The organism is Streptomyces sp. NRRL S-31 (assembly GCF_000718775.1).
Classification (GTDB): Bacteria; Actinomycetota; Actinomycetes; order Streptomycetales; family Streptomycetaceae; genus Streptomyces.
Map to the genome: position 1 here is coordinate 1 of NZ_JOCB01000120.1, position 23,662 is coordinate 23,662.

Genomic DNA, 23,662 nt, shown 5'->3' on the forward strand with positions numbered 1-23,662 from the left:
GCCCCCGCCCCCGCCGCCCCCCGCACCGCCCCCGCCCGCACGACCGTCACCCTCGTCACGGGCGACGAGGTGACCGTTACCGAGCTGGGAGGCGGCCGGCGCACCGTGACCGTGCGACGGCCCCCCGGGGCCCCGGGCGCCGTGCGGACCGAGTCGGGCGGCGGACACCTCACCGTCGTACCGGACGAGGCTCTGCCGTACCTGCGGGCCGGCACCCTGGACCGGCGGCTGTTCGACGTCGGCGGGCTGATCCGGCAGGGGCTCACCGACGCCGAGACCGGCGCGCTGCCGCTGATCGTCACCTACGACGAGGGCGTGCGGGCCGCGACCCCGGCCGGCACCGAGCGGACGCGGGCCCTGCCCAGCCTGCGCGGGGCCGCGGTGGCGGCCGGCAAAGGGCGTGCCTTCTGGCGGTCGTTCATCCGCTCGTCCGGCATCGACAAGGTGTGGCTGGACGGGCGGGTCCGCGCCGCCATGGCCGAGAGCAACGCCCAGATCGGCACCGGCACGGCCTGGGACGCCGGGCTGACCGGCAAGGGCGTCACCGTCGCGGTCCTCGACACCGGCGCCGACCTCGGCCACCCCGACCTGGCGGGCCGCGTCACCACCGGCAAGAGCTTCGTCGACGGACAGGAGGTCGCCGACCGCAACGGACACGGCACCCACGTCACCTCCACCGTCGGCGGCAGCGGCGCCGCCTCCGACGGCAGGGAGAAGGGGGTCGCGCCGGGCGCCGCGCTCGCCGTCGGCAAGGTGCTCGGCGACCAGGGCACGGGCAGCGAGTCGCAGATCATCGCCGGGATGGAGTGGGCGGCCCGGGACGTGCGCGCCCGGATCGTCTCCATGAGCCTGGGCTCGACCGAGCCGAGCGACGGCACCGACCCGATGGCCCAGGCGGTGAACACCCTCTCCGCGCAGACCGGAGCGCTGTTCGTCGTCGCCGCCGGCAACACGGGCGCCCCCTCCTCCATCGGCTCGCCCGGCGCCGCCGACGCCGCCCTCACCGTCGGCGCGGTCGACTCCGCCGACCGGCCGGCCTACTTCACCTCCGGCGGACCCCGCCCCGGCGACCACGCGCTGAAACCCGACGTCTCGGCGCCCGGCGTCGACATCCTCGCCGCCCGCTCCGGACTCGTCCCCGGCAGCGGCCCCTACACCTCCATGAGCGGCACCTCCATGGCGACCCCGCAGGTCGCGGGCGTGGCCGCCCTGCTCGCCGAGCGGCACCCCGACTGGACCGGCGCCCGGCTGAAGGACGCGCTGATGTCCACATCCCGGCAGCTCGACGCCTCCGCCTACCTGGTCGGCGCCGGACGGGTGAGCGTGCCCGACGCCGTGCGGGCGGACGTCACCGCCACCGGCAGCGCCGACCTCGGCTTCCACCGCTGGCCGTACGACGCGAACCGGCCGGTGACCCGCACCGTCACCTACACCAACTCCGCCGACCGGCCCGTCGAACTGAGACTGTCCGTGACGGACGCGCCGGACGGCGTCGCCACCCTCGCCCGGGACACCCTCACCGTCCCCGCCCACGGCACCACCTCCACCACCGTCACCGGCGACGGCGCGAAGGCCCCCGTCGGCGAGACGAGCGGCCGGATCGTGGCCGCGGGCCCGGATGGCACGCCCCTCGCGCACACCGCGTTCGGGCTGGTCAAGGAGGAGGAGCGGTACACGCTCACGGTCCATGTGAAGGACCGCGACGGAGCGCCCGCGGCCGCCGACCTCACCGTGCAGCGGCTCGCCGCGGGCCAGGACGCCCAGCCCGCGCACGTCGACGGCTCGGGCACCCTCGCGCTGCGCCTGGAACCCGGCACCTACAGCCTGGCCTCCTTCCTCGACGTGCGCGGCAGCCACGGCGCCGACTCGCTCGGCCTCGGCTTCCTCGCGGCCCCCGAGATCGCCCTCGACCGCGACCGTGACGTCACCCTGGACGCGCGCGCACTGCGCGAGGTCCGGGCGGCCGTCGGCCGGCGCACGGAGACCCGCCAGCTCGTCATGGAGTACGACCGGGCGGCGGACGGCGCCGACCTGTTCGGCGCGGTCCAGGTGCCGCCGGCCTACGACAGCGTCTTCGCCGCGCCCACCGGCAAGGTCACCCGGGGCACCTTCGAGTACCGCACCGTGTGGCGGCTGGCCGAACCGCTGCTGGAGGTCGAGGGGATCGGCGAGGCGACCGTGCAGGCCGGCGGCACCCTGATCGAGGGACGCACCCGGCTGCCGCTGGCCGACGTCGGGGACGGGCCGCTGACCGGGGTGGCCGGCAAGGCGGTCCTCGCCCACCTCGCCGACGGCGCCGACCCGGCCGCGCTCGCCGGCGCCGCGCAGGACGCCGGAGCCAGGGCGCTGTTCGTGACCGACGACGCGCCGGGCCGGCTGACGGCCTGGTGGGGCACCGACGACAACGCCGACCGGCCGCTCCAGATCGCCACGGTCGACCGCGCGGACGCGGCCCGGCTGCGGGCGGCGGGCCGGGTCGACATGACCGGCATCCCCGACCCGTCGTACGTGTACGACCTGTCCGAGGGCCACCGGGGCGCGATCCCGGACCGGAACCTCACCTACGCCCCCGCGGGCGACCGGCTCGCCGCCGTGCACGTCAGGTTCCACGCGGCCCGGCCGGCCGTCGGGGGCGAGTTCCGGTACTCGATCACCGACACCTTCCCGATCGGCCTCGGCTTCCAGGAGCGCGTCGACCTGCCCGCCGAGCGCACCGACTACGTCTCCACCGGCCCCGGCCAGCTGTGGCACGAGTCCGTCACCGCACGCGACGGCGCGCTGGAGGAGCGCGGCGGCCTGGTCCGGTACGCGGGCGGATCGCGGCCGGGGCTGGACTGGTTCCGTCCGGTGTGGCACCCGTGGCTGGGCACCGGGCTGGGCTGGGGACAGCAACGCGCCGGGAACCAGCTCCGGTTCAACACCCCCGGCTGGGGCGACTCCGGGCCCGACCACACCGGCTTCGGCGACGTGTGGGGCGACGGCGGCGGCATGCGCCAGACCACCGCCGTCCGGCTGGACGGCACCCTCGTCGACCGGCGCAGCGGCTCCGCCGCCTACGTCCGGGACGCGCCCGCCGACGAACACACCTACAAGGTGGTCACCGACACCGCCCTGGACGCCGGCGGGTGGCGGCCGGCCACCGAGGGCCACACCGAGTGGACCGTCCGGTCGGCGGCCACCCCTGAGGACCGCTGGACCCTCCTGCCGCTCGTCAACCTCGCCTTCGACCTCGACACCGACCTCGCCGGCACGGTGCCCGGCGGGAAGCGGACACCGATCGGGATCGGCGCCGCGTACGTGGCGGGGGCGCCCGGCACCGGGAGGCTCGGCGGCGGCCGGCTGGAGGTGTCGTACGACGACGGCACGGTCTGGCGGACGGTCCCGCTGACCGCCGGCCGGGGCGCCTCCTGGCGCGGCACGCTCACCGTGCCGCGCGGCGCCGCCCACGTCTCCCTGCGGGCCTCGGCCCACGACGACAGGGGCGGCTCGGTCACCCAGGAGATCATCCGGGCGGTGGCGGTGCGGTAGCCCCGGCGCGGGGGTGGTCCGCGGGCCCGACGACGCCCCGGACCACCCCCAGCTCCACCAGGTCCTGCGGCCGGACGCGCAGCCGGTCCGCGGTCGCCTCCGCCTCCCCGGGCGGCCGCTTGAGGATCGCCGCCGCGAGTTCGGGCGCGATCACCGAGAAGTAACTGTCGGGAGTGGCCCAGGTGTTGCCCGGCGCGGCCAGCGCCAGCGCCCCGCCGGAGCCGCCCTCGCCGACGACCAGCGTGGTGATCGGCACCCGCGCGCCGGCCACCGCCGCGAACACCTCGGCGATGGCGGCCCCGGCCCCCTGCCGCTCCGCGTCCGCGTCGTTGGCGGCGCCCGGGGTGTCCACCAGCGTCAGCACGGGGATGCCGAGCCGGTCGGCGAGCCGGATCAGCCGGGCGGCGGTGCGGTACCCGGCGGGGCGGGTCGCGGTGCCGGTCTGCGCCGCGTAGGCCACGGTGCGGCCGTCCCGCTCGCCGAACCCGCACAGCATCCCGTCGGGGTCGCTGCCGCCGCACCGGTCGCCGCTGATCAGCACCCGGTCACCGAAGTAGGCGTCCAGATACGCCCGCGCCCGCGGACGCCCGGCGTCCCGGGCCCGCCCGACGGCCTCCCACCCGGTGACCGGCAACCCGTCCCGACCGAGGGCGAACGGCACCGGAGCGGGCACGCCCCCCCGGCCCCCCGCGTCGTCTCCGGGCCCCTCCGCACCGGCTCCGGGTTCCTCCGCACCGGCTCCGCACTCATGCGCACCGGCTCCGGTGGGGGCCGGGGCCGCGGGGTCCGTGCCGGTCTCCGCCGAGGTCGGTCCCGTCCGCTGTCCGGACAGCAGGCGGAGCCATGTCCCGAGGACCTCCCTCAGCCGGGCCGGCACCACCACCGCGTCCGCCGAGCCCGCCGCCACCTGGGCCTCGGCCGTGTACGCGGCCGGGTCGGCGCCGGGCGGGCGGACCCGGGAACCGGCGAAGCCCACCTGGGCGCCGGGCAGGGCCAGCACGACGTCCGCGCCCGCGCCGAGCGTGGCCCAGCCGCCGCCGGTCGTCGGGTCCCGCAGGACCGCGAGCTGCGGCAGCCCGGCCGCCCTGGTGAGCGCGGACTGGCGGGCCACCCGCTGGAGCTGGGTCAGCGCGCGCATGCCCTCCTGCATGCGGCTGCCCCCGGTCGCGATCAGCGGCACCACCGGCAGCCGGTGCGCGCGGGCGTATGCGTACGCCGCCTCCAGCCGGTCCCCGGTGCCCTCGCCCAGCGAGCCGCCCAGGAAGCCGAACTCGAAGGCGATCAGCACGGCCCGGGTGCCCCCGACGCGCGCGGTGCCGCAGACCACCGACTCCCGCTCGCCGGTGCGCGCGGCGGCACGGGCGCGGGAGGCGTCGTAACCCGGCCAGCCGAGCGGGCCGTCGGGCTCGGACCGCCCGGCGGGGTCCGCGAGTTCGCGGAAGGTGCCCGCGTCGGTGACCAGCGCGAGTATCTCCCGCGCCGACAGCCGCTCAGCCATCGGCCAGCGCCCGCTTCATGATCTTCCCCATGTCGTTGCGGGGCAGCGCGTCCAGGTGGCGGACGACGCGGGGGCGCTTGTGCGGGGCGAGCCGGCGGGCCACGTGGTCCGCCAGCTCCCCGGCGGACGGCGGCGCCTGCGGGTCCGCCGGGACGATCCAGGCCACGATCCGCTCGCCCAGGTCGGCGTCCGGCTCCCCGGTGACCGCGGCCTCCCGCACCCCCGGGTGCTCCAGCAGCGCGTTCTCGATCTCACCGGCCCCGATCTTGTAACCACCGCTCTTGATCAGGTCGGTGGCCTTCCGCCCGACGATCCGGACGTACCCGTCGGCCTCGCGCACCGCCATGTCCCCGGTGCGGAACCAGCCGTCCGGCGTGAACGCGGCGGCCGTGGCGTCGGGCCGGTTCAGGTACTCGGTGAACAGGTTCGGACCGCGCACCTGGATCTCGCCGACGGTCTCCGCGTCGTACGCGGTGACCGGCGTGCCGTCCTCCTCCACCAGCCGCAGCTCCACGCCCGGCAGCGGCACCCCGACCGTGCCGGCCCGGGCCTCCCCGTCGGCCCGCACACTGGTGTTCATCAGCGTCTCCGTCATGCCGTACCGCTCGATCACCCGGCGCCCGGTGGCCGCCGCGATCCGCTCGTGGTCGTGCACCGGCAGCGCGGCCGACCCCGAGACCAGCAGCCGGGCCCGGCCGAGCGCCGCGGCCAGCCCCGGGTCGTCCGGCAGGGCCTCGGCGATCCGGTGGTACATCGTCGGCACCCCGAAGAGCATGGTCGCGCCGGAGTCCAGCTCCCGGGCCACGCCCTCGGGGGAGAACCGGCCCAGGTGCCGCACCGAGCCGCCGCGGCGCAGCGGGCCGAGGACGCCGAGCACCAGCCCGTGCACATGGAACAGCGGCAGGCCGTGCACCAGCACGTCGTCCCCGGTCCACCGCCAGGCGTCGGCGAGCGCGTCCAGCGTGGTGGCCAGCGCCCGGCGGGGCAGGACCGCCCCCTTGGGCGGCCCGGTGGTCCCGGAGGTGTAGACGATCAGCGCCGGGTCGCCGTCCGCGGCGGACTCCGCCGGGACCGGCCCGGACGCGGACGCGTCGACCTCCACCCGTGCCAGGTCCCCGAAGACGGGCGGCAGTTCGGTGCCGGGCGCGGTGAGGACGAGGGACGGCGCGCTGTCGGCGAGGATGTGCGCCAGTTCCCGCTCGCCCGACTTCGGGTTGAGCGGCACCGCGGCCACCCCGGCGAGCAGCGCCCCGGTCACCGCGACGGCGGTCTCCAGCTCCGGGGTGGCCCACACGGCGACCCGGCCCGCCGCCCCGATCCGGGCGGCCAGGGCACCGGCGGCGCCCGCGAGTCCGCCGTACGTCAGGGTCCGTGGCCCGAACCGCAGGGCGACCCGCTCGCCGGGACCGCCCGCCAGGGCGGGGAAGAGAGAGGACACGCGGCGCACTCCTTACTGTCGACGGTGCCGGCCGCCGGGCACGGCAGCACCCTTCCTACACCAGCGGCCGTCCCGCCCGCCGGGCCCCGGCCGGTGCTTGTTAGCCTCACTGCCGCACCGACCGTCGAACCGTCGTACGACAGGGAGTCCGCCGTGCCCCGCATAGCCCTCGCCACCTACGACCCCGGAGCCGAGCCGGGCAAGGACATCGACCTCCCGGTGCTGGTGCGCGCCCTCCGCGACGCCGGTGCCGAGGCGGAGGCGCGGTACTGGGACGACCCGGCCGTGGACTGGGCCGGGTACGACCTGGTGCTCATCCGCTCGACCTGGGACTACAGCTGGCGGGCGGCCGAGTTCGCCGCCTGGGTGGAACGGACCGGCACGCTGACCCGGCTGGCCAACCCGGCCACCGTCGTGCGCTGGAACACCGACAAGCGCTACCTCGGGGAGCTGGCGGCGGCGGGCGTGCCCACCGTCCCCACCCGCTACACGGCGCCCGGCGAGCCGGCCGACCTGCCTGACGGCCATGACTTCGTGATCAAGCCGACCTCGGGGGCGGGCGCCCGGTTCGCCGCCCGCTACACGCCCGCCGAGCACGACACCGCGCTGCGGCAGCTCGCGCGGATGCACGCCGAGGGCTTCACCGCGATGGTGCAGCCGTACATGCCGGGCATCGACGTGCGCGGCGAGCGGGCGCTCCAGTTCTTCGGCGGCCGGCTGCTGCACGCCAGCCGCAAGGGGGCCGTACTGTCCCCCGGCACCCCGTACGACGCCGTGAAGGTCGCCCATCCCGACCTGGAGCGCTGGCAGCCGACGGACGCCGAACTGGCCGTCGCCCGGAAGGCGCTGGCCGCCGTGCCGGACAGCCCCGGGCTGCTGTACGCGCGGGTGGACCTGGTGGACGGCGACGACGGCGAGCCCCGCCTGATGGAACTGGAACTGGTCGAGCCGAACCTGTTCCTGTGGCTGCACCCGGACTCGCTGCCGTACGTGACGGAGGCGATCCTGGCGGCGGCCGTGGACCCCGCCTAGCCGGCTCGGCCGCCCCGTCCGCCCCGGCCGGACCGGTCGGAGCGGGAGACGACGGCCGTGCGCTGGAGCAGGCCCCAGGTGAACTCGGCGACCACCTCGTGCCGTACGCCGTCCCGGTCCGGGGCGGTGAAGGCCAGCCCCCAGCGGGTGGGGGCCGTGCCCTCCAGCGGCCGGGCGGGGGCGAAGGCGCGGGCGGCCTCGTCCACCGTGCAGGACCAGGCGGTCAGGTCCTCCAGGGCGCGCAGGGCCGGGGCCGGCGCGTCCGGCGCCCGCACCAGCCACTCGTTCCAGACCCCGCCGTCGGGCCCCACGAGCACCTCGAAGCGCAGCTCCGGCCAGAGCGGCAGGGCCCACCGCCGGGCCTCGCAGCCGGCGTCACCGAGGCGGCGGGGCACCACGGACTCGGGGGCGCCGAGGACGGAGCGGTACCGGGCGGCGGCACCCCGGGCCCGCGGCGAGCGGACCATCGCCTGCCACCGCTTGTTGGCCTCCCGCATGTCCGCGGCCGACGCGCCGAGCCGCCGCCGGGCCTCCTCGACGAGGTCGGGGTTGTGATCGGCCATGCGGCGCAGCAGCACCAGCTGGAAGTCGAGTCCCCTGTCACCCATGCCACCCATGCCACCCATGGTGCCCGGCCGGTGCCCGGCCATTGCCCGCGCCACCTTCCCTGACTAGCCTATGTTCGTCATGCCGATCGCCTGTTGATATCTCGAACGCCTGACGGCCGATATCGCGCACGGGCGCCTAGACCCAAGGGAGGGGGCCGGACGTGGGACGCCTCGTGCCCGCCGTGACCCGGGCTCTCGACATCCTGGAGCTGTTCCTCGACGGGGAGGGAACGCTCTCCGCCCCCGACATCGTGCGCAGGCTCCAGCTGCCCCGCACCACCGTGCACGAGCTGGTCACCACGCTCGCGGCACGCTCCTACATCGTGCAGGTGCCGGGGCAGCCGGGGCGGTACCGGCTCGGCGTACGCCCGTACCAGCTCGGCAGCCGCTACGCCGAGCAGCTCGACCTCGCCGCCGAGGGCCAGCAGGTGGCCCGCACGGTCGCCGAGACCTGCGACGAGACGGTCCACGTGGCCATCCTGGAGGGCACCGACGTCATCTACATCGCCAAGGTCGACTCCACCCACGCCGTCCGCATGGTCTCCGCGGCCGGCCGCCGGCTGCCCGCCCACTGCACCTCGGTCGGCAAGATGCTGCTGGCCTCGCTGCCCGAGGCCGAACTGGCCGCACGCGTCCCGGACGGCGCCGAGCTGACCGCGATGACGCCCAACAGCATCACCGAACCGGCCGCGCTGCGCGAGGCCCTCGCCGCGATCCGGGGGCGCGGCATCGCGGTCGAGAGCCGCGAGTCCAACCCCGACGTCTCCTGCGTGGCCGCGCCGGTCCGCGACCGCACCGGCCAGGTCGTGGCCGCGCTGTCCATCTCCGTTCCGATGATCCGCTGGAGCGACGAGCGCCGGGCCGAGCTGGAGCAACTGGCCGCCAAGGGCGCGGCGGACCTGTCGGAGCGGCTCGGCCACCGGAGCGCGGCATGACGGCGTACGAGGTCGCGGTGCGGGCGGAGGCGGCGCTCGGCGAGGGTCCGACCTGGGACCCGGCGACGGGCCGGCTCCTCTGGCTCGACATCCTGGGCATGCGGATCCACACGTACGACCCCTCCTCGGGCGCCCGCACGATCCGCACGGCGCCGCAGCACGTCGGCGCGGTCAAGCCCCGCGCGGGCGGCGGTCTGGTGCTCAACCTGCGGGACGGCGTCGGGCTGCTGGACCCGGACGACACGTTCCGCTGGCTGCATCACGAGCCGGTCGCGGGGCGCCGCGCGAACGACGCCGCGGTGGCCCCGGACGGCTCCCTCTGGGCGGGCACGATGCGCTACGACGAGGCGGCCGGGGGCGGCACGCTGTCCCGGATCACGGGGGACGGCGGCGTGACGACGGTCCTGCCGGACGTCACCGTCAGCAACGGCACCGGCTGGAGCCCCGACGGCCGCCGCATGTACTACATCGACACCCCGACGCGCCGCGTGGACGTCTTCGACCACGACGCCGAGGGGGTGCGCGACCGCCGCCCGCTGGTGGAGATCGAGGAGGGCGCGGGCTTCCCGGACGGCCTGACGGTCGACGCGGAGGGCTGTGTGTGGGTGGCGCTGTGGGACGGGGGAGCGGTGCGCCGCTACACGCCCGACGGGGAGCTGGACCGGGTGATCACCCTGCCGACCCCGCGGACGACGGCCTGCGCGTTCGGCGGCGCCGGCCTGACCGACCTGTACGTCACGACGGCCCGCACGGGTCTGTCCTCCCCGCACCCCTTGGCGGGCTCCCTCCTGATCATCCCGAACGCGGGCCAGGGCCTCCCCCCAACCCCGTTCACCGGCTGACACACCCCGCCCGGCGCCCCGCAAGGGGCGGGGGGAACGGCGCGCCCAGCCCCGACGCACCCGCAGGCAAGTGCCCCGCAAGGGGCGCGGGGAACTGCGCGCCCAGCCACACCCCACCCGCACCCGCCCACCGGCATGCCCCCAACCCCCAGCCGCGAGCCCCCACACCCGCCAACCAACACGCCCCCCACCCCCCACAGCGGGACCCTCACAGCGGCCGGCAGGCAACCCGTATCGCCTCGACGTCCCCGGAGTGGCGCAGCGCCCGGGACACGGCACCGATCTCGCGGAGCAGCTTCGTCGGGTCGGGCCCGCAGCCCGGCCCCGCCGGCGCCGTCCGGGCGCCGGCCTCGACCGCGTCCAGGATGCACACCGCGGCGGCCAGCGCCCGCGCCCGCTCGGGCGGATGGCCGAGTCCGAGCGCGGCGTCGTACGCGCGGCCGCAGAGCCCGGTGTCCAGGCGCCGGACCAGCGGCAGCAGCACGTCCCGGATGAACGTCTCGCGCCGGGTGAGCCGCAGTTCGGGCGTGGCGCGCAGCACGAACGGCAGGCCCACGCCGCTCGCGCCGCGCAGCAGCCGGTACAGGGGCCGCAGTTCGCGGTGGGCGAGCCGGACCCGCCGGCGGTCGCGCAGGTACTGGCCGGCGTGCGGCAGGATGAAGCCGACGGCGACGAGGACGGCGGAGAGCGCGGCGACGGGCGGTGCCAGGTCGGTGCTCAGCCAGTCCGCGTTCCACCCCGACCAGCGCGCGGCGACGGCGGTCAGCTTGGCCGCGTCGTAGAGCAGGTTCAGCGCGTAGCCGGCGCCCAGCAGCCGCAGCCCGCGGCGCAGCCAGGCGTCCAGTCCCTCGGCGCGCGCCCAGTCCCGGACCAGCCGGAAGCTGATCAGGCAGGCCACGGCGTGCGCGAGGAGGTAGAGCAGGATCTCCTCGCGCATGAACGGCGTGGTGGCGTAGTAGGTGTCCAGGTCCCGCAGCCGCTCCGCGGGCGCGTCGGCGAGCAGGAACAGCACCCACAGGGCGACGATCACCCCCGAGTACGCCCAGATCACCCGGCGCGTCGCGCGGCGGGTGGCGGCCGAGCGGCCGGCCGGGCCGTTGCGCCAGGTGACGAGGAGCAGCAGACAGGACCCGCCGAACGCGGTGATCAGCGAGTAGCACCAGGGCGCGGCGGCGTTGGGCACGCCGGTTACCCGGTTGACCAGGGCGATGGTGGACGGGGTGCAGAACACGGACACCGCGCAGCCGAGCACCAGCAGCGCGCCGACCGCCCGCAGCAGCGGGTCCCGCCACAGCCGGACGATCGAGGGCAGCTTGACCCCCAGCGCGGCGGCGAGCAGGGCCGCGGGAATCCAGAAGGAGATGTAGAGATCGCTGAGGAAGCCCGAGGGGCCCCGCGCGGCCGCGGTCACCGCCCGGCTCCCCCTCGCCCCCGGGGGCCGTCCGCCCGGTCATCGCCGCCGCGGTAGCCGAGGGAACGCTGCACGGGGTCCGGCGGCGCGGACCGGGTGCCGGCGAGGTGGCCCCGGAACAGGGTGGCCAGGCGGTGCCCGAAGTCGTCGGCCTCGGCCTCGTCGGTCTCCCGGGAGCCGTTGCGGGCGGCCACCGTGAGGGCGGCCTCCCGCCAGTCGGGCGTGTCGGCGAGGGCGCGGGCCGCGGCGGCCCCGGCGAGGTGGTCGTGCCGGTGGCCGGTGTGCAGGTGCCACAGCTCGTGTCCCAGGATGACCAGTTGCTGCACGGCCTCGGCCCGTTCCTCCACGATGACCAGGTCGAAGTCGGCGAACTCGACCCACAGCCCGGTGACTTCCAGCTCGTCCGGGAACCGTTCGAAGCGCAGCTCCACCGGCCGCCCGGCGCGCAGCGCGGTCATCTCCTCGCACAGGGCGTGGCACAGCGCCCGTACGTCGTCGGGCGGCTCGGGCCGGGCGCGGACGGCGGCGGCGAGCGCGCCGGCGAGGGAGCGCATCGCGGCGCCGGGGCGGGGGCGGCGCAGCCGTGCGGCGAGTCCCGCGGCCCGCCGTCGCGCGCCCGCCCCGTTCATCGGCCGGCCCCCGTCTCCGCCTTGTCCCGCCTCGTGGCCCGTCATGGCTCGTTCCGCCTCGTCATGGCTGGTCCGAGGGTACGCGGCCGGACGGGGCCGCGTCCCGCGTTCCCCCAACAGTCGTTCAAATCGAAACGATTCCCGGTGTTCAGACGGGCGTCACCGGCACCCCGCCGGACGCGCTGCCGAGCAGCGTCAGCCGTACCGAGCCGGGGCCCGACAGCGTGGTGAACTCCGAGAGCACCGCCAGCGCGAGGGTGTTGGTGCCCCGGGTGCGCAGGATGCCGTTCGGCAGGACGAAGGTGTGCTGCGGACCGACGTTGTTGACGTACTGCCCCAGGTTCCAGCCGTTGAGGAAGATCTGGGCGCGGTAGGCCCGGTACGGGTCGTCGTCCAGGGTCAGCCCGACCGACGCGTCGACGTCGGCCGGCACCGACAGCCGGAACGTGGTCCGGTACCAGGTCACGCCCTGGTACCGGGCCGCGCGCGGGAAGGACGCCGGTTCCCAGTCCCGGTCCCGGAACCCGGGCAGGTGCCAGCCCTCCCGCTCGCCGTACAGGCCGCCGTTGTTCATCGGCCCGCGCACCGGGTCGGCGGGGCCCTCGCCCTGGAGGCGCCAGCTCACCCGCGGCGACGCGCCCTTGAAGGTGACCGCCGTCAGACCGCGGGCCGCCTTGTGCGTGTCCAGGCCCTTGCCGTCCTGGTCGTGCTGCATCCGCCGGACGAGCACGGACAGCACGTGCCGGCCGGGGGAGCGCAGCCGCTCGCGCACCGGGAGGACGGCCGTCTCCGCCCAGCTCCCCTTGCGGACCGTCCGCTTGTCCGGCACCGGCATCCGGTGCGTGCCCAGCGGCTCGCCGTCCAGCCAGGCCATCAGCAGCCCCTGCGTGCCGGTGCTGTAGGCGAGGGAGACCTCCTCGACGCCGGTCGTGTCGGTGAGGGTGCCGCGGTACCAGACGTCGCCGTAGTGGAAGCCGTAGTCGTCGGCGAAGAGCACCGGCTGTCCGTCCGGGACGGCCGTGGTGCTCGCGGACGCCGTCTTGTCGGCCTTCCTCCACGAGGAGTCGTCGAAGCCCGGGCCCGCCTCCGGGTTCTCCCGCCGCATCCGCCAGCCGCCCAGCGCGGGCAGCCGCACCTCGGGCACGTCCGGCAGCGTCCCGGTGGTCATCAGGCTGCCCGAGAGGGTGACCCGGGTGGCCAGCCGGCGCCCGTTCCACACCAGGGTGTCGATCCCGCGCGGACCCCACACCTCCATCCCCGTCGGCTCCTTGAGGTCACCGGTCAGGTGGACCTCCGAACCGCGCAGCTCGACGTGGCGCAGCAGCGCCGGGCCGTACACCAGGAGGGTCCCGGACGGGGTGTCGTACGGGAACAGGCGGACGGCGGTGGCGTCGTCGGCGAAGAGCAGCAGCAGCGGGGTGTCGGTCTCGCCGTGCTGCACCAGCACCCGGGTCAGCCCCGCCTCGCCGAGGGGCGCGTTCACGTGCAACTCGCCCCCGTCGTAGGCCCAGCCGCCCTCCGGGTCCAGCCGCTGCACCAGCGGCTCGGCCGGACAGTCGAGGACCAGCTCGGCCATCTCGCCGTCGCGCCCCGCGAACACGGCGATGTCCTGCCGGCCCGCCGTCAGGCACAGCATGGGCGCGGCCGTGCAGTACTTCAGCGTCCGCTCGCCCAGCTTCAGCCCGGTGGTCAGCAGCTTGGCGTCCTTGCCGGGCACGGTGATCCGCACCTCGCCGGCGTCGGTCGGCAGGCCGGTGGTGACCGCCTCGGTGCCGTCGTTGCGGGCGATGTACACATGCGCGCCGGTGTCCTGGTTGGTGAGGTGGTAGACCTTCAGCCCCTCGGCCGTCACATCCGCCGCCCGGTCCAGCTTGGCGAAGTCGGGCACCCGCTGGAGCAGGTGTCCGAGCTGGTGCATCGGGGCGATCTTGCCGGTGACGTTCCGCCCCTCGTCGATCGCGGCCCCGTAGTCGTACGAGGTGTAGACGACCGGCGCGGGCAGCCAGCCCCACGAGGTCCCGCCGAACGTCATGTACACGTTGTGCAGGGTGATGCCGTTGGCCAGGTTGGTCAGGTGGAAACGGCGCTCGTAGGCCGCGTCCCGGGTGCGCCGCGACTCGGCGTACCCCCGGCCGTCGAACTCGGCCCCGCCCCACGGGTCGAACCAGCCGCCCCCGAACTCGGGCACGAACCCGGGCGTGGCGGGCGAGGCGGTGGCCCCGCCCGTGGGCCCGCCGGGGCCGTAGTGCCCCCAGTCCGGCGGGGTCTGGGAGGGCGAGGGGTAGCCGTCGAACCCGTACAGCCAGCCGCCCTTCTCCCCGCCGGTGCCGAAGGAGCCGGGGACCCAGTAGCCGTTGCGCCCCTTGTCGTTGTGGAACAGCGGGACGTCGATCCCGTCGGCCCGCACCTTGGCGTACAGGTGGGACATGTAGTTCCGGCCGGTGTCCTCCCGCACGTGGGCGTCGTACTCGTTCTCGATCTGGTACAGCAGGACCGTGCCGGTGCCCCGGGTGTACAAGTGCCGGCGGACGATCCGGTTCACCCGGGTCAGCCACTCGTCGACGTGCGTCAGGTACGTCGGGTCGTCGGTCCGGGCCGTGCCCTTCGTCGCGGTCAGCCAGCCGGGGAAGCCGCCGCCGTCGACCTCGGCGTTGATGTACGGGCCGGGGCGCAGGATGACGTACAGCCCCGTCTCGGCCGCCGTGCGCAGGAACAGGCCGAGGTCCCGGACGCCGGAGAAGTCGTACACGCCGGGCGCGGGGGAGTGGTAGTTCCACGCCACGTAGACGCTGACGGCGTTGTAGCCGTGCGCCCGCATCTTCTGGAGCACGTCCCGCCACAGGGACGGGCTCGGCAGCCGGAAGGGGTGCAGCTCGCCGGACCACACCACCAGCCGCCGCCCGTCCACGAGCAGCGAGTAACGGTCGTACCCGATCGTGTGGCGTTCGCCGTCGGCGCGCGGCGGGGCCGGCGCCGGACCGGTCGGCGCGCTGCCACCCGCGTACGCCGGGGGTGCTCCGGGGCCGCCGCTGGGGCCCAGGGCGATACCGAGCGCGGCAGAGCCGGCCAGGGCACTGAAGGTACGTCTGCTGAGCGCCAAGGTGGATCCTCCCGGCGGTCTTACGGGGGCGCGGGTCCGGCCATTCTCCATGGCGGAACGCCCCACAATGGACCCATGAGGATCTCGGCACGGGCGGATTACGCGGTACGGGCGGTACTGGAGCTGGCCGTACGGCAGGGTAACGGCCCGGTGAAGGCAGAGGAAATCGCCGCCGTGCAGGACATCCCGCACAAGTTTCTGGAAGGAATCCTGGGCGACCTCAGGCGGGCCGGGATCGTGGACAGCCGGCGTGGCGGGGGCGGCGGCTACCGGCTGGCGCGGACGGCGCCGTCGATCACCGTGGCGGACGTCATCCGGGCGGTCGACGGCCCGATCGTGTCGGTGCGCGGCGAACGCCCGACGGGACTCGCCTACACGGGCACGGCCCGGCCGCTGCTGCCGTTGTGGATCGCCCTGCGGGCGAACGTGCGGCGCGTCCTGGAGGGCGTCACGGTCGCCGACCTCGCGGCGGACGCGCTGCCGGAGCCGGTCCGGGCGCTGGCGGCGGAACCGGCGGCCTGGGAGAACCCCTGACGGGCGACGCCGGGGGCGGCCCGTGGGGGAGCACGGGCCGCCCCTCGATCCGGAGCGGGCGGTCGCGGTGTTCAGCGCCGGGCGGGGCCGGGTGCCGGGAGTGCCGTGTCCGCCCGGTGCCATGGGCGCGGCTGCGGCCGCCGGGGGCTCACGAACCGGACTTGCGCTTGTTCCACACGTCGAACCCGACCGCCACCAGCAGGGCGAGGCCCTTGATGACCTGCTGCCAGTCGGTGCCGACGCTGAGGAGGTTCATGCCGTTGTTCAGCACGCCGAGGACCAGGCCGCCGATGATGGCGCCGAGGACGGTGCCGACACCGCCGCTCATGGACGCGCCGCCGATGAACGAGGAGGCGATGGCCTCCAGTTCGAAGTTGACGCCCGCCTTCGGCGAGGCCGCGTTCAGCCGGGCGGCGACCACCAGACCCGCCAGGGCCGCGAGCACGCCCATGTTCAGGAAGACGTAGAAGGTGACCTTCTTGTCCTTCACACCGGACAGCTTGGCCGCCGGCAGATTGCCGCCGATCGCGTAGATGTGGCGGCCGAAGACCGCGTTGCGCATGACGTAGCCGTAGCCGACCACCAGGGCGCCGAGGATGATCAGCACGATCGGGGCGCCCTTGTAACTGGCGAGCAGCAGGGTGACCACGAGGATCGCGGCGACCAGGGCGGTCAGCTTGAGCAGGAACAGCCGGGTCGGCAGCACGTCCAGGGAGAACTCCTGCTGGCGGCGGCGGTCCCGGAACTCCTGCCACACCACGGCCGCGATCAGGACGAGCCCGAGCAGCAGGGTGAGGTTGTGGTAGTTGGTGTGCGGGCCGGTCTCGGGCAGGAAGCCGTTGCCGAGCTTCTGCAGACCGTCCGGGAACGGGCCGAGGGTCTGGCCCTTGAGCAGGATCTCGGTGAGGCCGCGGAAGAGGAGCATCCCGGCGAGGGTGACGATGAAGGACGGTATGCCGAGATAGGCGATCAGATAGCCCTGGATCGAGCCGGCGACCGCGCCGATCACCAGGCACAGCACCAGTGCGATGGGCCAGGAGATCCCGTGTTGCACGGTCAGTACGGCCGCGAAGGCGCCGACGAACGCGGTGAGCGAGCCGACCGACAGGTCGATGTGCCCGGCGATGATGACCAGCATCATGCCGATCGCGAGGATCAGGATGTAGCTGTTCTGGAGCACCAGGTTGGAGACGTTGCGCGGCAGCAGCAGGTCCCCGTCGGTCCAGATCGCGAAGAGGACCACGATCAGGCCGAGCGCGATCAGCATGCCGTACTGGCGCATGTTGCGGCGCAGACCGGCCAGCATCAGGCCGAGCAGTCCCCCGTCGGCGGCCGGTCCGCTCCTGCCCGGCGGCGCGGGGGCCGGGCTCTTGGCGGTCACATCCGTGCTCATCGCGTTACCTCTTTGTCCTTCGTCATATGGCGCATCAGCACTTCCTGCGTGGCCTCGGCCCGCGGCACCTCACCGGTCAGCCGCCCGGCGGCCATCGTGTAGATGCGGTCGCACATGCCGAGCAGCTCGGGAAGCTCGGAGGAGATGAAGACCACCGCCTTGCCCTGGGCGGCGAGCTGGTCGATGACCGTGTAGATCTCGTACTTGGCGCCCACGTCGATGCCGCGGGTCGGTTCGTCGAGGATCAGCACGTCGGGCCCCGCGAAGATCCACTTGCTGAGGACGACCTTCTGCTGGTTGCCGCCGGAGAGCTTGCCCACCGGCTCGAAGACCGTGGGCGCCTTGATGTTCATGGACTTCCGGAAGCCCTCGGCGACCTGCCGTTCCTCGTGCTCGTCCACCACGCCCCGCTTGGCGACCTTGTTCAGCGCGGTCAGCGAGATGTTCCGGTTGATGGTGTCGATGAGGTTCAGGCCGTAGTGCTTGCGGTCCTCGGTGACGTACGCGATGTCGTGCCCGATCGCCTCCGCCACGCTCTTCGTACGGATCTCCGTGCCGTCCTTCAGGACCGTGCCGGCCGCGTACCGGCCGTAGGCCCGCCCGAAGACGCTCATCGCGAGTTCGGTGCGGCCCGCGCCCATCAGGCCCGCGATGCCGACGATCTCGCCGCGGCGCACGTTCAGGGACACGTCGTCCACGACCTTGCGCTGCTGGTCGACCGGGTGGAAAACGGTCCAGCCGCGGATCTCCAGCGCCGGCGCCGCGCCCTCCTCCGGCTGGTGCGGGGTGCGCTCGGGGAAGCGGTGGTCGAGGTCGCGGCCGACCATGCCGGCGATGATCCGCTCCTCGGTCGTCTCCGGTGCCTTCACATCGAGGGTCTCGATGGACCGCCCGTCCCGGATGATCGTCACCGAGTCGGCGACCTTGCGGATCTCGCCCAGCTTGTGGGAGATGATGATCGAGGTGATGCCCTGGTCCTTCAGCTCCAGGATCAGATCGAGGAGCTTGTCGCTGTCCTCGTCGTTCAGGGCCGCCGTCGGCTCGTCCAGGATCAGCAGCTTCACCTGCTTGGACAGCGCCTTGGCGATCTCGACGAGCTGCTGCTTGCCCACGCCGATGTCGGCGACCCGGGTCTCCGGGTGCTCGTCCAGACCGACCCGGCGCAGCAGCGCGGTGGCGTGGCGCAGGGTCTCGCGCCAGTTGATGAGTCCGCGCGTGGCGTGCTCGTTGCCGAGGAAGAGGTTCTCCGCGATGGACAGATGCGGCACCAGCGCCAGTTCCTGGTGGATGATGACGATGCCGTGCTGCTCGCTCGCCCGGATGTCCTTGAACCGGCAGGTCTCCGACTCGAAGAGGATGTCCCCCTCGTAACTGCCGTACGGGTGGACGCCGGAGAGCACCTTCATCAGGGTGGACTTGCCGGCGCCGTTCTCCCCGCAGATGGCGTGGACCTCGCCCCGCCGGACGGTCAGGGTGACGTCCGACAGCGCTTTGACACCGGGAAAGGTCTTGACGATCGAGCGCATTTCCAGGACGGGTCCCGCCATGGTCGTGCCTTCCAATCCGTAGGAGATGGGCGGGTTACTTGAGGTCGGCCTCGGTGTAGTAACCGCCGTCGACCAGCACCTGCTTGTAGTTGCCCTTGTCGACGCTCACCGGCTGGAGCAGGTAGGCGGGCACGACCTTCGTCCCGTTGTCGTACGTCTTGGTGTCGTTGACCTCGGGCTTCCTGCCCTTCAGGGAGTCGTCCATCATCGTGGCGGCGACCTCGGCGAGCTTGCGGAGGTCCTTGTAGACGGTCTGCGTCTGCTGACCGGCGATGATCGACTTCACCGAGGCCAGCTCGGCGTCCTGGCCGGTGATGACCGGCAGCGGCTTGCTGCCCGAGCCGTAGCCGTCCGACTTGAGGGCGGACAGGATGCCGATGGAGATGCCGTCGTACGGCGAGAGGACCGCGTCGACCCGGCCGCTCTTGTAGGCGGAGGTGAGGACGTCCTCCATGCGCTTCTGCGCGGTGGTGCCGTCCCAGCGCAGGGTGACGACCTGGGTCAGCCTGGTCTGCCCGGACTTGACCACCAGCTGCTTCTTGTCGATGTACGGCTGGAGGACGCTCATGGCGCCGCCGAAGAAGTACTTGGTGTTGTTGTCGTCGTTGGAGCCCGCGAACAGCTCGATGTTGAACGGGCCCTTCCTGCCCTTGGTGAGCCCGAGCCTGTCGACGATGTACTGCCCCTGGAGCTTGCCGACCTTCTCGTTGTCGAACGAGGCGTAGTAGTCGACGTTCTTGGTGCCGAGGATCAGCCGGTCGTAGGAGATGACCGGGATGTGCGCGTCCGCGGCCTCCTGGAGGACGTGGTCCAGGGACTTGTTGTCGATCGCCGCGACGATCAGGCCCTTGACGCCCTGCGTGATCAGGTTCTCGATCTGCGAGACCTGGGTCTCCGGGTCGTCCTCGCCGTAGACCAGCTTGGTCTTGTAGCCCTTGGCCTGGAGGTCCTTGACGACGTTCTTGCCGTCGGAGATCCAGCGCTCGGAGGACTTGGTCGGCATGGCGATGCCGATGGTGGCGCCCTTGACGTCGCCCGACGTCTCCTTGCTGCCGCCCTCGCCGCTCTGACCGCAGGCGGTGAGGGTGAGGGCGAGCGAGGCGGCTCCGGCCAGGGCGGCGAGTGCGGCTCTGCGGTTGCGCATCTGGGATCAGTCCTTGTCGTTCTCGTCGTTGAGAGGAGCGGAGGTGACAGGTGCGGGTGCTTCGACGGGGAAGCGGTGGAGCGTCCCCGGCAGCCGGGAGCCGAGCGGCGCCATGTCACCGTCCGCGCCGTGCCGGGCGAGCAGGTCCAGGGCGAGCCGGCCGCGCCGCACCCGCTCCCGGGCGGTGTCCAGGGTCACGTCCCGCAGGTGCCGGCCCCACGGATAGATGCCGGGGGCCTTGGACAGACCGAACTTCAGGTAGAGCGGGGCGCCGCGCCGGATCAGCTCGGCGACCTCGTACATCCGGACGTAGCCGCCGAGGTCGTCCGGGGCCTCGATGTACAGGTCCATCGGGGCCCCGGACACCCGGCGGATCTCGGTGAGGTGGGCCGGCGTCAGGTCGCTGGGCACGTTGACGGAGTCGGCGCCCAGCCGCTCGTAGACGGCGTACGAGGCCGGGTTGACCGGGCCGATGAGCGCGGAGACCTTCAGGGTGGTGTCGGCCGGGATGATCCCGGCCGTGCGGGCCCGGTGCAGGGTCCACAGCACGCCCTCGTCCGCGACCAGCAGGCACTTCACGCCCAGCCCGGTGGCCCGGACGGCGTCCTCCACGCAGCCGGCGACGGCGTCGTGGCCCCGTGCGCGCAGTCCGGCCCCCCGTGAGTCGGTGCGCACCGAGCCGCCGGTGTCCCAGGTGCCGCGCGGTCCGGTGAACAGGCAGAGTTCGATGTCGCGTGCGCCGGCGGCCTCGACCATCTCGGTGATCTCGGCGTCGGTCAGCATCCACACGCCGCTGCCCTGGCTGATCCGGTGGACCGGCACGTCGAGGCGCGCGGACTCCTTGAGGACGACCGCCAGCGCCTCGGGCCCCTCGCACGAGGGGATCTCGGTGCGCCAGCGACCGCCGCCCGGGAAGGTGTGGACGGAGGTGTCGGCGGGGTCGGGGGCGGGCGCGCCCAGGCCGAGTGCGGCGAGCACCTGCTCGCCGGGCCTGCGGGGCGCCGGAGCGGAAGCGTCGGTCACAAGCTGTCCTTCATGTTCGGTATTTCGGACGAGGTTCGCGGCTCTGGGCATGCGAGGGCACCGGGTGGGCACCGGCCGGGGCGCCGTCAGGTCACGCCCCGGCCGGCGCCCGGTCAGGGGCGGAGCAGCACCTTGCCCACCCGCGGATCACCGGCCCCCACCAGCTCGATGGCCCGGGGGAACTCGGTCAGCGGCAGTTCGTGCGTGACCAGCGGCAGCGGGTCCAGCAGCCCGGCGCCGAACACCCGCACGGCGTACGCCCAGGCGTCCGGCGGCGCCCCGAAGACGGTGTGCACCTCCAGCTGCCGTACGACCAGACCGGTCGGGTCCAGCCCGTCCGCGCCCGGCGCCGGGAGGCCGGTGAGGACCAGGCGCCCGCCGCGCCGGAGGAGCGCGGCGGCGGTGCGCGCGGCGGACGCGGACCCGGCGGTCTCGATCACCACGTCGATGTCGTCGGGCAGTTCCGCGTCCGGGAGCCGGAAGCCGGTCGCCCCGAACCGCCGGGACAGCGCCTCCCGGTCGTCCCGCACGTCCACCACCAGCAGCTCGGCGGGCGAGACGGCTGCCAGGAACTGCACCGCGAACATCCCGAGCGTGCCGGTGCCGACCACCGCGACCCGCTCGCCCGGCCGGGCGTTCGCCTTGAGCGCCGCGGCGGCCACACAGGCGGCCGGCTCCAGCAGCGCGGCGGCGGTCAGGTCGGCGTCGTCCGGCAGGACGTGCAGCAGCCGGGCGGGCAGGGTGAGCGTGGCGGCCATGGCGCCCGGCCGGGTGAACCCGGTCTCCTCGTACCCGGCCGTGCACAGCGTGGTCTGCCCGGCGTGGCAGCGGTCGCACACCTGGCAGTTGCGGAAGCCCTCGCCGACGACCTTGCGGCCGACGAGCGAGGCCGGCACCCCGGCCCCCACCGCCGCGACCGTCCCCGACCACTCGTGGCCGGGGGTGAGCGGGTAGGTCACGTACCCCTCGGGCCGGTTGCCCTGGTACACCTCCCGGTCGCTGCCGCAGATGCCCACCGCGTGCACGGCCACCAGCGCCTCGCCGGGACCGGGGTCCGCGGGCGTGTGCGCGGTCACCCGGTGCACCCCGGGCGCCTCGACGACGACGGCGGTGCTCACGCGGTCCCCTTGGGCCTGCGCTGCTCCCAGCCCTCGGCCCACAGGTCGAACCGGGCCTGCTGCTGCGGGAACTCGGCCGCCGCGTCCACGTCCAGCTCGACGCCGAGACCGGGCGCGTCGGACAGGTGGAAGTACCCGTCGACGACCTCCGGCGCCCCCTTGACGACCTTCTTGATCTCCGCGTCCGCGAAGTCGTTGAAGTGTTCGAGGATCTTGAAGTTCGGTGTGCTGAACCCCACCTGGAGGGAGGCGGCGGTGAGCACGGAGCCGCCGACGTTGTGCGGCGCGACGAGCATGTAGTGGGTCTCGGCGGTGGCGGCCAGCTTCCGGGTCTCCCAGATGCCGCCGATGTGGCCGACGTCCGGCTGGATGATGTCCACCGCCTGGTTCTCGAACAGCTCGCGGAACTCGATCCGGTCGTGGATGCGTTCACCGGTGGCGACCGGCATGTCCACCTTGGCCGCGACCTTCTCCAGCGCCTTGAGGTTCTCCGGCGGCACCGGCTCCTCCAGCCAGGCGGGCCGGAAGGGCGCCAGCTCCCGGGCCAGCCGGACGGCGGTGGCCGGGGAGAAGCGGCCGTGCATCTCCAGCATCAGCTCGGCGTCCGGGCCGATGGCGTCCCGTACGGCCTCGATGAGCGAGACGGCGTACCGGGTCCGCTCGTGGTCCAGCTCGAAGTGCCCGGTGCCGAACGGGTCGATCTTCAGCGCCCGGTAGCCGCGCTCCACGACCTGCTGCGCGGCCTTGTGGTACGCCTCCGGCGTCCGCTCGGTGGTGTACCACCCGTTGGCGTACGCCTTGACCTTGTCGGTCACCTTCCCGCCGAGCAGCTGCCACACCGGCACGCCCAGCGCCTTGCCCCTGATGTCCCAGCACGCCATCTCGACCACCGCGATGCCGGACATGACGATCTCGCCGGCGCGTCCGTAGTCGCCGTACTTCATCCGGCGTACCAGGTCCTCGACAGCGAACGGGTCCGATCCGAGAATGTGATTGGCCTCGGCCTCGCGCAGATAGCCGATGAGCGCGTCGGTGTGACCGAGCATCCGGGTCTCGCCGACGCCCGTGATTCCCTCGTCGGTGTGCACCTGGACGTAGGTCAGGTTGCGCCACGGTGTGCCGACGACATGCGTGCTGATTCCGGTGATGCGCACGGCGATTGCCCCTCAGCTGTTCGAGATTTCGTCACACGTTCGAAATGTTGGCGTGACAGTAAGGACGCCGCGGCGGGGGTGTCAATGGGTCGAACAGGTAACGGTTTCGGCACGGCCTTCGACGGTTCCCGGGGCCCCGCACCAAACCTTCACAGCGGTGTCTGGAACCGGGGCGGCGCGGGCTCCTGGTCTTCCCGCGACATGGACTACTGCTCCCCGTGCCGACGGCACCTCGACGGCGCCCCGGCCTGCCCCGGGTGCGGAACCCCGGCCCACCGGCTCGCCGTCACCGCGCCCGGGGACGGGGGCGGGGGCACGCGGCCACCCGTGGCGTACGGGGCCCGGCCGGCCGGGCCGGCGGACGACGCGTCGTACACCGGCCGTGACGCGCCGCCGGGTGAACCGGGTGAACCGGACGGGCGGGGCGGCCCGGGCGGGGCGGCACCGGACGGCGAGGACGGCTGCGGGCCCGCCGGAGACGGAGCCCCCGTCGGCGGGCGGGCCGCGGCCCGGGCGGATGAGCGCGTCGCGGGCGGCCGACGGGACCGCAAGGCCGCCGTGCACCGGCGCCGTCGGCGCCGGGCCCTGCTGATCGCGGCCGGCTTCGTGCTCGCGGCCGGCGGGCTCAGCCTCGCGGAGGCCGGCACGGACGCGCCCTTCTCGCCCTTCTCCGGCGACACCCCGGCCCCGGCCGGTGAGGCCACGACGGAGGGCGCCGCCGCCACTAC

17 protein-coding genes and 1 pseudogene are annotated in these 23,662 nt (G+C 74.1%); 6 read left to right on the forward strand and 12 right to left on the reverse strand.

Annotation, left to right across the window (positions count from 1 at the left end; translation table 11 throughout):
* Window positions 1-3,528: S8 family serine peptidase (locus IF37_RS0133815; RefSeq protein WP_030751675.1), on the forward strand; the 3,528-nt coding region annotated here is incomplete at its 5' end.
* Here IF37_RS0133815 and IF37_RS0133820 read toward each other — a convergent pair.
* Both IF37_RS0133820 and IF37_RS0133825 read right to left on the reverse strand, forming a co-directional pair.
* Complete coding sequence (locus IF37_RS0133820) at window positions 3,503-5,026, reverse strand: carboxyl transferase domain-containing protein (RefSeq protein WP_030751678.1); 1,524 nt, start codon at window positions 5,024-5,026, stop codon at window positions 3,503-3,505. The two genes, IF37_RS0133815 and IF37_RS0133820, sit on opposite strands and share 26 nt — an antisense overlap.
* Window positions 5,019-6,464 carry an acyl-CoA synthetase gene (locus IF37_RS0133825; RefSeq protein WP_030751681.1) on the reverse strand — a complete coding sequence of 482 codons (1,446 nt, stop codon included), beginning with the start codon at window positions 6,462-6,464 and terminating at the stop codon, window positions 5,019-5,021. The genes IF37_RS0133820 and IF37_RS0133825 overlap by 8 nt, the downstream gene beginning before the upstream one ends.
* A 153-nt stretch (window positions 6,465-6,617) precedes the next feature.
* On the opposite strand from IF37_RS0133825, the gene IF37_RS44695 reads away from it, so the two are divergent.
* The gene (locus IF37_RS44695) at window positions 6,618-7,496 is read left to right on the forward strand and encodes a RimK family alpha-L-glutamate ligase (protein WP_030751685.1); all 879 of its coding nucleotides are present in this window, start codon (window positions 6,618-6,620) and stop codon (window positions 7,494-7,496) included.
* Here IF37_RS44695 and IF37_RS0133835 read toward each other — a convergent pair.
* Window positions 7,493-8,104 (reverse strand): hypothetical protein, encoded by a 612-nt coding sequence (locus IF37_RS0133835; protein ID WP_253915928.1) that lies wholly within the window; start codon window positions 8,102-8,104, stop codon window positions 7,493-7,495. The genes IF37_RS44695 and IF37_RS0133835 overlap by 4 nt on opposite strands.
* 161 nt (window positions 8,105-8,265) lie before the next feature.
* Between IF37_RS0133835 and IF37_RS0133840 the strand changes: the two genes are divergently transcribed.
* Together IF37_RS0133840 and IF37_RS0133845 are read left to right on the forward strand one after the other, a co-directional pair.
* Window positions 8,266-9,039, forward strand: a complete 774-nt coding sequence (locus tag IF37_RS0133840) for an IclR family transcriptional regulator (protein ID WP_030751691.1) — start codon at window positions 8,266-8,268, stop codon at window positions 9,037-9,039.
* Window positions 9,036-9,881, forward strand: coding sequence for an SMP-30/gluconolactonase/LRE family protein (locus tag IF37_RS0133845; protein ID WP_030751694.1), 846 nt, complete (start codon window positions 9,036-9,038; stop codon window positions 9,879-9,881). The genes IF37_RS0133840 and IF37_RS0133845 overlap by 4 nt, the downstream gene beginning before the upstream one ends.
* Before the next feature lie 208 nt (window positions 9,882-10,089).
* Here IF37_RS0133845 and IF37_RS0133850 read toward each other — a convergent pair whose 3' ends face one another.
* From IF37_RS0133850 to IF37_RS0133860, 3 genes are all read right to left on the reverse strand, one after another.
* Window positions 10,090-11,292: an MAB_1171c family putative transporter gene (locus tag IF37_RS0133850; protein ID WP_030751697.1), complete on the reverse strand. Its 1,203-nt coding sequence runs from the start codon at window positions 11,290-11,292 to the stop codon at window positions 10,090-10,092.
* Window positions 11,289-11,921: a hypothetical protein gene (locus IF37_RS40060; RefSeq protein ID WP_030751700.1), complete on the reverse strand. Its 633-nt coding sequence runs from the start codon at window positions 11,919-11,921 to the stop codon at window positions 11,289-11,291. The genes IF37_RS0133850 and IF37_RS40060 overlap by 4 nt, the downstream gene beginning before the upstream one ends.
* A gap of 148 nt (window positions 11,922-12,069) precedes the next feature.
* The gene (locus IF37_RS0133860; RefSeq protein ID WP_030751703.1) at window positions 12,070-15,021 is read right to left on the reverse strand and encodes a beta-galactosidase; all 2,952 of its coding nucleotides are present in this window, start codon (window positions 15,019-15,021) and stop codon (window positions 12,070-12,072) included.
* 75 nt (window positions 15,022-15,096) lie between these two features.
* Between IF37_RS0133860 and IF37_RS0133865 the strand changes: the two genes are divergently transcribed.
* On the forward strand, window positions 15,097-15,555 hold the full coding sequence (locus tag IF37_RS0133865; protein ID WP_030751706.1) for an Rrf2 family transcriptional regulator: 459 nt from the start codon (window positions 15,097-15,099) through the stop codon (window positions 15,553-15,555).
* Between the two features lie 148 nt (window positions 15,556-15,703).
* Here IF37_RS0133865 and mmsB read toward each other — a convergent pair whose 3' ends face one another.
* From mmsB to IF37_RS0133895, 6 genes are all read right to left on the reverse strand, one after another.
* The gene (gene mmsB, locus IF37_RS0133870) at window positions 15,704-16,948 is read right to left on the reverse strand and encodes a multiple monosaccharide ABC transporter permease (RefSeq protein ID WP_030751709.1); all 1,245 of its coding nucleotides are present in this window, start codon (window positions 16,946-16,948) and stop codon (window positions 15,704-15,706) included.
* Window positions 16,945-18,495 (reverse strand): multiple monosaccharide ABC transporter ATP-binding protein, encoded by a 1,551-nt coding sequence (mmsA, locus tag IF37_RS0133875; RefSeq protein ID WP_030751712.1) that lies wholly within the window; start codon window positions 18,493-18,495, stop codon window positions 16,945-16,947. Before mmsA ends, mmsB begins: the two co-directional genes overlap by 4 nt.
* Before the next feature lie 34 nt (window positions 18,496-18,529).
* Window positions 18,530-19,639: a multiple monosaccharide ABC transporter substrate-binding protein gene (gene chvE / locus IF37_RS0133880; protein ID WP_030751715.1), complete on the reverse strand. Its 1,110-nt coding sequence runs from the start codon at window positions 19,637-19,639 to the stop codon at window positions 18,530-18,532.
* Window positions 19,640-19,645: 6 nt separating this feature from the next.
* The gene (locus IF37_RS0133885; protein ID WP_030751718.1) at window positions 19,646-20,662 is read right to left on the reverse strand and encodes a hypothetical protein; all 1,017 of its coding nucleotides are present in this window, start codon (window positions 20,660-20,662) and stop codon (window positions 19,646-19,648) included.
* Between the two features lie 113 nt (window positions 20,663-20,775).
* On the reverse strand, window positions 20,776-21,780 hold the full coding sequence (locus IF37_RS0133890; protein WP_030751721.1) for a zinc-binding dehydrogenase: 1,005 nt from the start codon (window positions 21,778-21,780) through the stop codon (window positions 20,776-20,778).
* Window positions 21,777-22,934 (reverse strand): mandelate racemase/muconate lactonizing enzyme family protein, encoded by a 1,158-nt coding sequence (locus tag IF37_RS0133895; RefSeq protein WP_030751724.1) that lies wholly within the window; start codon window positions 22,932-22,934, stop codon window positions 21,777-21,779. The genes IF37_RS0133890 and IF37_RS0133895 overlap by 4 nt, the downstream gene beginning before the upstream one ends.
* Before the next feature lie 201 nt (window positions 22,935-23,135).
* On the opposite strand from IF37_RS0133895, the pseudogene IF37_RS46185 reads away from it, so the two are divergent.
* A pseudogene (locus IF37_RS46185) lies at window positions 23,136-23,662 on the forward strand (hypothetical protein); the annotation flags it as partial.